Genomic DNA, 14,485 nt, shown 5'->3' on the forward strand with positions numbered 1-14,485 from the left:
AGTTTTTTAGGCTTTCTTAATTAAATGCGTATCTAAGAATTTATTCAATTGCCCCTTATCTCTCGCTGTTTGCCCTTGAGAGATGTTTGACGGGTTTAAATATAAACGCGCTTGCTCATTGTTATTTTCATTAAATGCAGCAACTGCCTCACCTTCATCTTCGTCGAACACTCGATCCACGTGATGATAAGTACTTTCTAATATCTCTTCGACATCCATTGCGATTGCATCGCGCAATACTTGATACATCTCAGCTTGTGCTTCAGGAATGTAGAATATATCTACTTTTACTAAGTCTTCTTGCTCAGTTTTTTTACCTTTTTGTCTTCTATTTTTTGCCAACTCGCTTTCACAGACCTTTCTATCTTTTATTATGAATTAAGTATTTATTCATAAATTCCATAGAATCATTTGAAAGAAGTTCTTCTAGTAAATTTATCACAGAAGAATCTTCATTTGTTCCAATTTGGTAGGTTGTCGATAACAATAAATCATGATCAGCATTGCCCATTGCGATATTGTAGTGGGCTTCTTTCATCATACTTTCATCATTTAAGCTATCGCCAAATGCCATTGTATCTTCTTTTTTAATATTGTATTTTGCCTGTAATTTTCTTACGGCAATTCCTTTACCGCCATCTTTAGCGTAAACATCTAGCCACCCATCACCACTCGTTACCGAATCAATGTCTTCAAAACGTTCTTTCAAAATACGCGTCATTATTTTATTTCGATCAAGTGAGTGCGTTGAATAAATGGCTAGTTTAGTAGGCTTTTCTCCTTCCGGTAAATCTTCGAACTTTTCAATATAAGCTAAAGCATTATTATATTGAGATATGTGTTCAAAGGCTTCGCCTTTGGTTTCTCTAAAGTAGGCTTGATTTCCAGTATTTACCATAATGTGGAAACCTTCAAATTCATCAACAAAGGATGCAATGTTATAGAGAGTCTCTCTATCCACAGTCGTTGTTGATAACTCTTCATTATTTTTCACTATAAAATTCCCGTTATCACAAGCAAAGTATAAATCTTTTTGATCTTCTTGCGAGAAGTAATCAATAATTTTGTGATAACTGTTCCCAGTTGCTATACAAACCAATACATCTCGGTTTTTCAGCGTTTGAAGTGCGTGATTAAAACGTTCGACGTCGTAGCTTTTGTCTTTTCTCAACAATGTTTCATCTAAGTCAATTACAATTAATTTTACGGTCATTATAAACTCCTTATAAGATGTCCATTTCGTATTTATAGTATCATATTTAGTCACTGGTTTTAAATATATTTACTTTTAAAAGCGATGTAAACCTTTCTATATAATACTGGACTTCTTATTTTTCTAGAGTTTTATTAATGATAGCGCTAATGATTTGTCGAGCTTCTTCGCCTTCTGGCGTCGGATACACGGGATAGATATGATTCATCTTCTCAGCAGTATATAAATCGTGTTCAATATTATCTTCTTTTAGACGGTTCGCAAATTGAAGGATATCTGGATAAAAAACTTCATGCGTCCCAACAAATAACGTAATACGTGCTAAATCTCTACCACTAATAAGCATTGGACTCACGAGTGGATCATCGATACGCCCCTCTTTTCCTACCCAATATTCACTTGCTAAATTCAAGCCAATTTGACTTATCATCGGATCCAATGGCTCTAAATCTAGAATTTCTGGATTCTCGTTGGCAATATCTAGCCACGGTGATATGGCGATGATTTCATCCGGTTGTTGGATACCTTCTTCTCTTAAAAGATTGGCTAATCCAAGTGCCATTCCCCCACCTGAAGAATCTCCCATCAGGATAATCGGATTGTCATTCACATTCTCGTTAAGTATTTGCTTGTACAATGTAAAGACATAAGGCACTGACTCTTTATACGAGTATTTCGGTGTTTTTAAATACTGAGGGAAAATCACTTGGGCATTCGTCTTTCTTACGACTGAACGTAAGAAAAAGTAATGAGTTGGATACGGCGGAAATGCATAGCCGCCTCCGTGTAAGTAAAATATAATAGGTTGTTTATCCTTTTTCTTATTCCACGAAAAAACTTGCATGGGCCCAAGATAGCTTTCTTCTACTTTACGCCCAACCATGATATCTGGTTTCATTTGTGGTTTAGTATTCCACTCGATGAAGTCATCAATACGGTTTTGATGTTCAAATAACTTTCGCTGTTGTTCTTTCATTCCATACACAAATAATCCTCGTTCAATTAACCAACTTGAAAGAGACTGATTTTTATATTTGGGAAACAGTTTAGTTGCTAATAGAATTCCACCTGTAACAGTGAGTCCAGCCATCCATAATTTTTTTAGTGTTGAATTTTTTTCTTGCAACCATGCGCCTCCTTATAATTTGGTTATTGTTTCATCATTGTACCAAAATGTTTAATTATTGATAAATCTTATGATTAAGTTTACTAGCTTGACTGTTTATGAGGAAACAATTAGACTGTATCTAATTATTTTAATTTAGGAGGACTTTAATGAAAGAAGCATTTAAATTTGCTTTCCCCCATACTATCCCAATTATGGCGGGCTATATCTTTTTAGGGATACCCTTTGGATTATTGGCTGTGAGTCAAGGTTTCTCGCCATTATTTGCTATTTTAATGAGTGTGATTATATACTCAGGTGCGATTCAGTATGCTGCTATTGATGTGTTTTTAGCATCTTTTAATCCAATTAATGCAATCATACTTACGTTGATGGTAGGTGCTAGACATATCTTTTATGGTATTGCGATGCTTACAAAGTTTAGTAAACTAGATTCAAAAAAATACTATACCATCTTTGGTTTAACTGATGAGACTTTCTCGGTGCTTGTTTCTATTGATATCCCGGAAAATCTCAGTCGAGATTGGGTGTTTTTCTTTATTACTTTACTCAATCAAATTTATTGGGTTTCTGGAACCGTTATTGGCGTCCTATTAGGAAGTATGATTACAATTAATCTTGAAGGGATTGATTTTGTTCTAACAGCATTATTTATTACTATCTTTGTTGATCAATGGTTAAATAGTTCGAGTAAAGTTCCAGCCCTTGTTGGAATCTTATCCGGTTTGCTTTGTTTAATACTGTTTGGTGCAAACAATTTTATGATTCCTGCGATGGTATTTATCGTTGGCTTCTTCTTATACCGCTTTAACAAGAAGGGAGTGGCTCGTCAATGACACAAACCCAACTTTGGATTACATTTGCTATAATTGCGGGTCTTACGATGCTGACTCGTTTTATTACTTTTATTATTTTTCCGGCCGGTTCTCAACCACCTAAGGCAATTATTTATTTGGGTTCCGTCTTACCCACTGCTGCCATGGGCTTAATTATTGTATTCGCGCTGAGAAATACACCCGTCCTCACTTATCCATATGCTATTCCTGAAGTGATTGCGTCTCTATCTATTGTCATTATTCATTATTGGAAGCGAAATACAATCTTAAGTATTTTAGTTGGAACCGTTATTTATATGTTTCTTATACAAAGTATCTTTTAAAAAATAGACCTGACTTAGTTTTGGCTAAGTCAGGTCTATTACTATTCTATATTACATTTCTTCAGGTGCTTCAACACCTAAGAGTTTTAATGCGTCTTTTATAACTATCGTTACAGCTTTAACTAAAGCCATACGTGCTTTTAATTGGTCATCATCGTTTAATATACGCACATTTGCATAGTATTTATTGAATTGTTGAGCTAATTGGATAACATATTTGGCAACTAAAGAAGGTTCAAAGCGTTCAATCGCATTTTCTAGGATACGTGAGTAGTCAGCGATTTTCTTAATAACTTCCCAACTGAAAGCATCGTTAAGATTTACAGTTGTATCTTTTGAAATTTCTTTATCGTATTTACGAATCATACTCATTGAACGTGCATAAGTATATTGTACATAAGGACCTGTTTCTCCTTCAAATTGAACAATATCTTTTAAGTTAAAGTCAAAGTTATTCATACGGTCTGTTTTAAGATCGTGGAATACTACCGCTCCAACACCGACTTGATGAGCCACTTCTTCTTTATTCGCTAAATCAGGATTTTTCTCATTGATTTGTTCTGTTGCTAAAGCAATCGCATCATTCAACACTTGTTCTAGTAAGACGATTTTACCTTTACGTGTTGATAATTTCTTACCATTTAACGTAATTAAACCAAATGGTACGTGAGTCATATCTTTATACCATTCATAACCTAATTTATTTAAAACAGCTTTTAATTGTTTGAAGTGAACACTTTGTTCATTCCCAACAACATAAACATTTTTAGCAAAGTTATAAGTGTTGTAACGGTAGATGGCTGCTGCTAAGTCACGTGTCACGTAAAGTGTCGCACCATCTGACTTTTTAATTAAGGCAGGTGGTAAGTTTTCTTCCTCTAGGTCGACAATAGTTGCACCTTGGTCAATTTTAGTTATGTTTTTACTTTCTAATTCATCAATAACGGCTTGCATTTTATCATTATAGAAAGCTTCTCCATTATATGAATCGAATTCGATATTTAACATATCATAAACTTTTTGGAATTCTTTTAATGATTCGTCTTTGAACCAAGTCCAAAGTTCGATCATTTCTTGATCGCCATCTTCTAGTCGTTTGAATACCGCTCTTGCTTCGTCCTCTAGTTCTGGATTTTCTTCTGCTCTTTCATGGAACTCAACATATAGTTTAACAAGTTCATTGATAGGATCTTTTCTCACTTGTTCTTCATCGCCCCATTTTTCGTAAGCAACGATTAATTTACCAAATTGAGTACCCCAGTCACCTAAGTGGTTGATACGAATTGGGTTGTAACCCGTTTTCTCAGCTAAATTAGCGATTGAATTACCGATAACTGTTGATCTTAAGTGTCCCATAGACATTGGTTTAGCAATATTAGGTGATGACATATCAATCGTCATTGCTTCACCATGACCAATATTTAAATCTCCATAGTCTTCGCCTTCATTTAGAACTTGTGTAACGAGTTCGTTTGCGACATTTTCACGTTTAAGAAAGACATTAATATAAGGACCTACAGCTTCAACGCTCTCGAAGTTTTCCATACTTATTTGCTCAGCGATATCACTCGCAATTTGTTGAGGCGCTTTACGGAATACTCTAGCTAATGCGAAAGCAGGGAAAGCTAAATCCCCATGCTCAGTATTATTTGGTATTTCAATTAATTTAGTAATTTCTTCTTTGCTTAAATGCTCACCAACAATTGGTGTTAAAGCATCTACATATATTTGTTTGATATCCATTGTTTATATTCCTCCTATAATAAAACTCAAAATAAAACACCTCAAGAAAGACATAATTAAATGTCTCTCTAGAGGCGTTAACTTATACGCGGTACCACTCTAGTTCCATGAATCACTATCATTCATGCTCTCGTATTGATAACGAAGTTTCCTCCGAACTAGAGTATCTAGTTGTACGATGAAAGTGCGTTTCGATAGGTATCTCTGACTGGCTCTCAACATCCCAGCTTGCTGTATAGAGATAAGTTATCTACTCTCTTTCAAGGGTTAACTGTCTCCTAAACCGCAATTATTCTACCAAAATATATGATGTTCGTCTACACTTTAATGCTTATTTGTTGATTTATTACGAGTAAAGACTAAATATGCTCCGCTTAGTAATATTATAAAGCCTAAGAATAAAATTCCTTTTGTTGACGTTTCACCGGTATTTGGTAAGTCATCATCATTCTCTTCTACACTTGATTCGACTGTCACTTCAACAGATTCTTCTAGTGAGATAGACGCTTGTTCTGCGTTATATACAATACCAAATGTACCTAATTGTTGAGTTCTGAAGGTAATTCTTTGGTTATGTAATGCAAATGTTAAGTTTGAATTGTTGCTATCGTTTACACGAACCACTCGTAATTGCGAATTAACAGGACGTGTTGGAATCTTAATCTCGGCAATTCGAGTTAATTGAACTGCTTCGTTATTCTCATCCAATAAAGTAATTGTGTAAATATCCGCATCCGCATTCTCTAAAGTTGCTGCATTATCTAATGTTTCAACATGAATACTTGAAACTTTCATTGCGTCTTGTGGGTTTACCCAAACTTCTATACCTGTTTCAGCATCAATAAATTGTCTTGTCGCTTGAGATGCTTCTTCATCAATACTTGCTTGTTCAGCTGGTGTTAAGCTTTGAGACTCATCAACAATCACACTTGATGATTGTGATTCACTAAACGATTCGCTACTTGATTCTTGCGAGCTTGATTGTTCTAAACTCGTTTCTTGTGAACTTGACTCCTCTGAACTTGAAGATTCTTGAGCAGTGGCTCTTGGGCTAACGGTAATTGTTTCATTCGCTACAATCCCAAATTCACCCGTTAATTCTTCGATTTCAAAACCTTCGGGTACATTGATAATTTCATATGGGTATGAACCAGCTTCTAAGTTATCTACTGTCACTTCTCCATTATTATCTGTTGTATACGTTTCGTGGTCGATTCGAATATCAACGCCTACGACAGGTTGATTATTGTTATCTCTAATTTGAATTGTTACTGAACCAGTTTCTGGTAATTTTTCAATAATAATCTCTGATTCAAAAGCTGACCCTTCTTCAAGCTCAGTCGCTTGTTCTTCTGAATTATTGTAGTAACCATTTGGTGTACTCGTTACAGAATAATTGTAACGACCTGGTTCTAGACTTTCAAAATGAGCGATACCTTCAGAGTTCGTTGTTCCAGTTAAGCCACCAAAGGCTAGGCTTGCACCTTCAACAGCATCCCCGTTTTGATCGACTACTTTAATATCAGCCGTTGATAATTCGATTTCTCTTTCAACACTAATCGATGCAGTTGTTATTTCTGATTCATTGACTGTTACTTCTCCACTTGCATTACCAATATATCCTTCTGGTAATTCTGAGATTGAATAACTGTACGTATTGGGTTCAATATCCGAAATTGTTGCCGTTCCTTCTTCATTCGTTGTAGTCGTTGTGTCATTGATTGAAATAACTGCTCCTTCTACGGGAGAATTATCTTGGTCAGTTACATTAAAGATGACCGTTCCAGGTTGGGCATTATATTGTACTTGTAGAGTTCGAGCTTCTGTTGCTCCTTCGGCGATATAAACACTTTGAGAAGCGATATTATGTTCATAATTTTCTGGTAACTCATTAATAACATATTCGTAAGTACCTTCTGCCAGTTCATCAAATACAACTTGCCCTTCGGCATAGGTTGTTTCTGTTTGATCTTCATTCAACTGTACTTGGGCACCAGACACAGCTTGGTCGTTTTGATCCATGACTGTAATTGTTAATTGTCCGGGTGCAAGTTCTCTTTCTACAGTAACAGTCTCTTCAATATGGTTATTCGCTTCAATTATCACTGTGCCAGATACTTGACCAGTATAATTTTCTGGTAAGCTTGCTAAAGTATAGTTGTATGTTTGATTTGCGTTTAATCCTTCAATAATCACTTGTCCACTTGAATTTGATGGATAAGTATTATCATTCAGTGTGATTTGAGCACCATCAACAGGTTCGTTATTTTGATCCACGACACTAAATGTTACATTCCCAAATTGCTCAACTTTACTTAGATTTATTTCTTGTGTTGCTTCTTCATTGGCAACAATTGTTAGTTGACCTTCCGCCGGTGTTTCATATTGTTCTGGTAACTTTGTCACCATATAGTTATAAGCACCCGGTCCAATGTCAGTAAATTCAGCCACACCACTTGGGTTTGTTGTGACAGTTTCATTGCCTAATTGGATTTCAACATTTTCAACGGGTTGGCTAGCTTCATCAACCACTGTAAATACAGCACTACCAACTTGTTCCGCTTGCGCAATGACCATTGTATCTTCAACTTGTTGGTCTGGATTAATTGTAATCGTTCTTACTTCAGCTTCTCCATCTAAGACATAACCTTCAGGTAAAGCCGTAACAGAGTAATCGTAAGAGTGATTTGCTTCTAAATCTTCAAATACAGCTCTTCCGTTACCATTTGTGATTGCAGTCTGCTCACCTAATGTAAGTTCTGCACCAATAATAGGTTGCTGTGAATCATCGACAACATTTACTAATAATGATCCATAGGTAACTGATGTTGGTAAGACAATTGCTTCTTCAGTAGGTGCAGATTCAACCACGTTTACACTTCCTGATACAGGTATTTCAAATCCTTCTGGAGCTGAAGTTACTTCATATGAATAACCGCCAACTGGTAAGGCTTCAGTTTCCACTCGGCCTGTTTCAGTTGTAGTATAAAAACTGTCAGCGATTTGTATTTCTACCCCGCTAATAGGTTCAAAGGCTTCATTTGTTACAACAAATTCAATATTATTTGTATCGATATCTGCTGATAAAGTAATCGTTGCTTCAGTTGGAGTCGTTGGATCAACAACAACTGTTCCGGTCGCTTTTTCTAGACTATATCCTTCAGGAACACTATTAATTGTATAAGTTGCTTCTCCTACGGGTACTTCTGAGAATACCGCTTGACCGTTAACATCTGTATAAATTTCACGTTCATTCAATGTCATCGAAACATTAGAAACTGGCACTGATTCTTCATCCAGAACAGTTAAGGTTACTGTGTTTGATTCAGGTGTTTCTGGAATACGTTCAACAGATATTTCAACGTTCGTCGCTTCTTGACTTACTACCGTAATTGGTGCAGCTGGCATTTTGATACCTTCAATTGAATAATCTTCGGGTACAGAGAGTACTTCTACTTGGACCTCTCCTACTGGAACATTGTCAACTTGAAGGAGACCTTGCGCATTTGTTGTAAACTCTTCACCATTTACACTAAGCACAGTGTTCGCTACTAATGAGCTATCACTTCCAATAACTTGTACCATTAATGTACCCGTTTCTTCAGGTACTTCTTCACCTGGTGTTTCCGGTTCGTCTGGATTCTCTGGAAGTGTTGCTATAGATTGCTGATCAGCTATCGTAACAACTAATTCCGTCTCATATTGGTTAGTCGCTTCATTTAATAAGTTATCTCCTAATTCAATCTCGAATGGTACATCTAATACTACAGTACCATCACCCCATGGTATTAGATCACCGGTTTGGCTTAATTCTTTTAGAACATCTTGATCAGTTGTTGTTGGATGAGTTTGTTCTACGCGTGCTGGAATTAATTCTTGTCCGTCACGTTGAAAATTACCGCCATCATACAATCTGAATTTATAATTACCTGGTGTTAACATCAATGGTTCAGTATTTGGTTCATTAGAACGATAACTATAAACCAGTGTCCCTTCACCTGTATCTGGATCCGTTTGGATAATATCGTAACTGATTTGAGTTTGTTGTGTCGGCTCACCGCCGTACATTGCTAAATACACTTGAGCATCTACAGTGACTGGTGTGATTGCATTCTCCTGTGCATTGACTGGTTGTAAGCCTGCGAACAGACCCACAAAAGAAGACATAATCATGAATAAGGCTGTTATATACTTCATCTTCTTCATCTTTCTTACCTCCTAAATATATTTGTAATAACTATATATTAAGTTTACCATAAAGCTCTTTTATATAGGTTAAAGTACAAAAAACATCATAATTTAAAAGCAATCTTTCTCAGTTAATTCATTAATTATTCATAAATAATCATACCGGTTAAAAAAGAACCGCATCTACTCTATAAGTAAATGCGGTTCGACTATATTATACTTAACTTGTAATTGTTTGTGCAATATCAAACGCTTGTAACATTTCTGGAGAAGCATCATCGACACTAACGGTGTCAACAAGTGCCCCCTGAACGATAATACGGTCTATTAAGCCCGGATCACATGTAATTAATGTTACACGGCCTTCTTCAGTAGGATAAGTAACTTCTACTGCAGTTGCTGGAACAGTATCTATATAATCTACTTGATAAACATAAATATTCTCTAAGTCAGTTAAGTAAATTGTTTGACCAATTTCAGCACGTATTAAAGGTTCAAATAACAATCCATCATTAATTGAGTAGTGACTTGCTAATGAATAGTTGGATACTCCCATTTTTTGATCAGGATAGAGCGTCCCTGCACCATAGAACATACCTTCATTTGATACACCTTTATTAATTGGTAAGTTCATTCCTAATTCAGGCATTGCGATTCCACCAATCGTAGGTAAATCACTTGGATTCACACCACTTGCTATAACTTCTCGAGCATTTAAGGTATTAATATCTCCCCAATCATATGTTACGTCTACACTTTGGTTTGTCTCAATTTGTTCACGTGTTAAATTACCAACCGCGTTTTGAGTACTTCCTTGTTCAATTATGTAGCTTTTAATTGGATCTAATGCTAGCAATCCAACTGCTACTAAAATTAACAGGATACCAAAGAACATCCGTAACCCACCGCCACGCTTACGCTCTTTCTTTCTACTTCTTCTCGCTTCACGTCTTGTCTTGGGCTCTCTATTACCACTCATCTACTTACCTCCAAAATTTTATATATATTAAAAAACACGTATTATATATCGAAGTTATAATAACACTTCTTTAAATGATATTGTAGGGAAAATGCGTTAATTTAATAAAAAAGCAAATATTATTAGAAAAAACTTCATAATTAACGAAGATTTAGTTTGATAATTTTTTTGTAATCTTTTATAATTGTGATAATAATTGTTCATAAGGGAGTAACTAGGGGAATTGTCCTCGTCAGTATCAACATCGATAAGTAGTAATTAAGCTACTGGTACTGTACTTAAATAGTGAGACTTATGCCACCTGTATCGCATCCGCTTTATAGTTGGTATAAGTCTCTTTTTTCTAGTAAACTACCTTATAACAAAAGAAATAGGAGGAATATTGTTAATGAAAGATTTTGTTGCTTATCGTGAATCTAAAGATTCAATTGTCTCTAAGCTTGACAGTAACGTGTCACAAGGCTTGAGCTCTTCTGAAGCGCAAGCACGTATTGAAAAATATGGTGCCAACGAAATTCAAGAAGAAGAAAAACGTACGCTATTACAAAAGTTTTTAGATCAGTTTAAAGACTTTATGATTATCGTATTATTAGTTGCCGCTGTTGTTGCTGGTTTTGTTGGGATTGCTGAAGGTGAAGGTATCGCCGACTCAATCATCATCTTAATCGTTGTTATTCTAAATGCTATTATGGGGGTATTCCAAGAGCAACAAGCAGAGAACGCCATTGAATCTTTACGTAGTATGGCTTCGCCTGAAGCACATGTGCGTCGTGATGGTTCTATGACCTCTGTTAAGAGTATTGATCTAGTACCTGGAGATATCATTACTTTAGAAGCTGGGGATGTTGTTCCTGCTGACGTACGTTTACTTGAAGCTAACTCATTACAAATCGAAGAAGCTTCATTAACGGGTGAATCTGTCCCTGTTGTAAAAAGTATTGAAACGATTAATAAAGACAATGTAGGTATTGGTGACCGTGATAACATGGCTTTTTCAAGTACTAACGTAACTTACGGACGTGGGTTAGGGATTGTTACTGGAACTGGTATGAACACAGAAGTTGGGCATATTGCTAGTATGTTAGCTAATACGGAAGGTCAATTGACACCATTACAGCGTGACCAAGAACAATTAGGTAAAACATTAACGATTGCAATTATCGTTATCGCAGTCCTTACTTTCATCGTTGGTATTACATTCCAAGACTTTGAAATCACACATATGTTACTTGTATCTATTTCTTTAGCTGTAGCAGCAATCCCAGAAGGTTTACCTGCTATTACAACGATTATTCTTTCTCAAGGTACAAAATCAATGGCAAACCGTAATGCGTTAGTTCGTACATTACCTGCCGTTGAAACTTTAGGGAGTACTGAAGTTATTGCATCAGATAAAACTGGTACACTAACTGTTAATAAAATGACGATTGAAAAAGTATTCTATGATGGCGAGCTTCATGACGCGTCAGAAGAGATTGCTCATACTAATCCTTTATTACGTTCAATTACATTCGCTAACGATACTGAAATCGATGGTAATGGTGAATTAATTGGTGATCCTACTGAAACGGCTATGATCAAATATGCGATTGAGCAAGGCTTCGATGTTAAAGATGCAGTAAGTACTGAACCTCGTGTAAACGAAGTACCGTTCGATTCAGACCGTAAATTAATGTCAACAATCCACAAAATGGAAGACGGACGTTATTTTATAGCTGTTAAAGGTGCTCCAGATCAATTAATCCAACGTGCAACTAAAATTAATAAAAATGGTCAAGTTACAGATATTACTCAAAAAGATATTGATCATACACTAAAAGAGAACGAAAAGATGGCTCGTGAAGCACTACGTGTATTAGCTGGTGCTTATAAGATTGTCGACACAGTTCCAGATACAATGAGTACTGAAACAGTTGAGCAAGATTTAATCTTTGCTGGGCTTGTTGGTATGATTGACCCTGAGCGTACTGAAGCTGGAGCAGCTATCCGCCGTGCTCGTGAAGCAGGAATCCGTACAGTTATGATTACTGGTGACCACGCTATCACTGCACAAGCAATCGCTGAACGTTTATCAATATTAGATCCTAACGAACCTAACAACGAAGAACATGTTCGTACTGGGGCTGAATTAGACAACATGACTGATGACGAATTAGCGAGAGATGTTTCTAACTTCTCTGTATATGCTCGTGTATCACCTGAACATAAAGTTCGTATTATTAAAGCATGGCAAGCAAATGAACGTACTATCTCAATGACAGGTGACGGGGTTAATGATGCACCATCACTTAAACAAGCAAACATTGGTGTTGGTATGGGTATCACTGGTACTGAAGTTGCTAAAGGTGCTTCAGACATGGTTCTTGCTGATGATAACTTCGAAACAATCGTTGTGGCTGTTGAAGAAGGACGTAAAGTATTCTCTAACATCCAAAAAGCTGTTCAATTCTTACTTTCAGCTAACTTAGGTGAGGTTTTAACTTTATTCTTTGCAACTTTATTCGGATGGACAATCTTAGAACCAGTTCATATCTTATGGATTAACTTAGTAACAGATGTGTTCCCGGCAATTGCTTTAGGTATGGAAAAAGCTGAGCCTCAATCAATGAAGCAAGCACCTCGTACAAAGAAAGATAGTTTCTTATCATTCGGTGTGTTACCAAGTATTGCTTATCAAGGTGCACTTGAAGGTTTCCTTACTTTAGCTGTTTACTATATTGGTGAATACATTCTAAAAGTAGAACATCAAACTGCTGAAACAATGGCATTCATTACACTTGGATTTATTCAACTATTCCACTCATATAACGTTAAATCAATCTTTGGTTCATTATTCAGTGGAAATCCGTTTGATAACAAATACTTAAACGGTGCCTTCATTCTTTCTGGTGCTTTATTACTTGGAGTAATCTTAATTCCTGGAATTAACACATACTTCTCGGTAACTATCCCTGGACCAACTGAATGGGCAATTTCTATCGGTGTAGCATTCAGTATTGTAATTATCGTCGAGATTGTAAAATGGATCTTCCGTTCTACAGGCTTAGCTGATAAATACCAAAAGAAAATTGCTGAATAATTAGTAAGCAAAAATTAAAAGGCCGTTGAGCGTTGCTCAACGGCCTTTTTTATATGTGTTATAAAGTCTAAAGGAGCCAACTTATAAGATGAATATCTTTAAAGTGGACTCCTTTTATGCTTAATTATAATGCACTTCAACACTTTCGTGTTTACATGTCGATACTTGTTGCAGTTCTTTTAATATTCCCTCAACTTTATCTTCTGGACAAAGTGTTAAAACGGTTGGCCCTGCGCCACTTATGACAGTAGCATAAGCCCCATTCTTCACCGCAATTTCTTTAATCTCAGGAAACTCTGCAATTAATGGTTGGCGATATGGTTCATGAAATTTATCTTGCATCATCAACTCACCCATTGTTTTATAGTCTTTATTAACCATTGAAAGTAACATGACATTATTTAGAGCGTTTTGTTCGATCGCTACGCCTTTTTCGTACGTATCCGGAATCGCTTCGCGGGCCACTTTCGTAGAAATCTCGTAAGGAGGTATTGATAGGATTAAACTAATCTTATCTAAGTTTAATTGATGATAAGCTAAGTAACCGTCTCGATAATATCCTACGAAAGCTCCTCCAGTGATACATGGTCCAACATTATCTGGGTGCCCTTCAATCTTAGAGGCGAGTAAAATCTTATCATACATTGATAATCCTAGTTGACAATAATGATTTGCTAACTCGATTCCAGCCACAATAGCACTCGATGAACTTCCCAATCCATGTGTAAGTGGAATTTCACTCGACATTTCAATAAATAAATCAGGCATCACCTTATTATATGTCTTGGCAATACAAATGGCTGTACTAGCGACGAAATTCGCTACTCCATTAGGTAAATCACGCAATTCTTCATCAAGAAATTCAAATTCCCATTTGTCACTCTCAGTTGCCTTAATATATAAATATTTATTCACTGCCAGACCCATTGTATCGAAGCCGAGCCCAAGATTGGCGCTTGTTGCTGGTATCTTTAATGATACATTGTTCACACTATCCA

10 protein-coding genes are annotated in these 14,485 nt (G+C 36.2%); 3 read left to right on the forward strand and 7 right to left on the reverse strand.

Going from position 1 to position 14,485, the window contains the following annotated elements:
- Positions 1–6: 6 nt before the first annotated feature.
- The 3 genes from HW423_RS06515 to HW423_RS06525 all read right to left on the reverse strand — a co-directional run bounded on the left by HW423_RS06515 (position 7) and on the right by HW423_RS06525 (position 2,339).
- Positions 7–342 (reverse strand): hypothetical protein, encoded by a 336-nt coding sequence (locus HW423_RS06515; RefSeq protein WP_218931132.1) that lies wholly within the window; start codon positions 340–342, stop codon positions 7–9.
- Positions 343–361: 19 nt separating this feature from the next.
- Positions 362–1,213 (reverse strand): Cof-type HAD-IIB family hydrolase, encoded by an 852-nt coding sequence (locus tag HW423_RS06520; protein ID WP_218931133.1) that lies wholly within the window; start codon positions 1,211–1,213, stop codon positions 362–364.
- A gap of 115 nt (positions 1,214–1,328) precedes the next feature.
- On the reverse strand, positions 1,329–2,339 hold the full coding sequence (locus HW423_RS06525; RefSeq protein ID WP_218931134.1) for an alpha/beta hydrolase: 1,011 nt from the start codon (positions 2,337–2,339) through the stop codon (positions 1,329–1,331).
- 149 nt (positions 2,340–2,488) lie between these two features.
- On the opposite strand from HW423_RS06525, the gene HW423_RS06530 reads away from it, so the two are divergent.
- Positions 2,489–3,175: an AzlC family ABC transporter permease gene (locus tag HW423_RS06530; protein ID WP_218931135.1), complete on the forward strand. Its 687-nt coding sequence runs from the start codon at positions 2,489–2,491 to the stop codon at positions 3,173–3,175.
- A complete protein-coding gene (locus HW423_RS06535) occupies positions 3,172–3,498 on the forward strand; it encodes a branched-chain amino acid transporter permease (RefSeq protein WP_197104132.1) in 327 nt (108 codons plus the stop codon). The genes HW423_RS06530 and HW423_RS06535 overlap by 4 nt, the downstream gene beginning before the upstream one ends.
- A 51-nt stretch (positions 3,499–3,549) precedes the next feature.
- Here HW423_RS06535 and argS read toward each other — a convergent pair whose 3' ends face one another.
- The 3 genes from argS to HW423_RS06550 form a co-directional block, all read right to left on the reverse strand.
- The gene (gene argS, locus HW423_RS06540; protein WP_218931136.1) at positions 3,550–5,241 is read right to left on the reverse strand and encodes an arginine--tRNA ligase; all 1,692 of its coding nucleotides are present in this window, start codon (positions 5,239–5,241) and stop codon (positions 3,550–3,552) included.
- Between the two features lie 324 nt (positions 5,242–5,565).
- Positions 5,566–9,447 (reverse strand): SpaA isopeptide-forming pilin-related protein, encoded by a 3,882-nt coding sequence (locus tag HW423_RS06545; RefSeq protein ID WP_218931137.1) that lies wholly within the window; start codon positions 9,445–9,447, stop codon positions 5,566–5,568.
- 202 nt (positions 9,448–9,649) lie between these two features.
- Entirely contained in the window at positions 9,650–10,408 is a 759-nt protein-coding gene (locus HW423_RS06550) for a class A sortase (RefSeq protein ID WP_218931138.1), read from the reverse strand.
- A 388-nt stretch (positions 10,409–10,796) separates the two neighbouring features.
- Here HW423_RS06550 and HW423_RS06555 point away from each other — a divergent pair, with 388 nt between their 5' ends.
- Positions 10,797–13,487 carry a cation-translocating P-type ATPase gene (locus HW423_RS06555; protein WP_218931139.1) on the forward strand — a complete coding sequence of 897 codons (2,691 nt, stop codon included), beginning with the start codon at positions 10,797–10,799 and terminating at the stop codon, positions 13,485–13,487.
- Between the two features lie 120 nt (positions 13,488–13,607).
- Here the strand turns inward: HW423_RS06555 and thrB are convergent, their stop codons facing one another.
- Entirely contained in the window at positions 13,608–14,477 is an 870-nt protein-coding gene (gene thrB / locus HW423_RS06560; RefSeq protein WP_218931140.1) for a homoserine kinase, read from the reverse strand.
- Between the last annotated feature and the right edge of the window lie 8 nt (positions 14,478–14,485).

It is taken from the genome of Ruoffia halotolerans, assembly GCF_014049385.1.
In the GTDB taxonomy this organism is placed as follows: Bacteria; Bacillota; Bacilli; order Lactobacillales; family Aerococcaceae; genus Ruoffia; species Ruoffia halotolerans.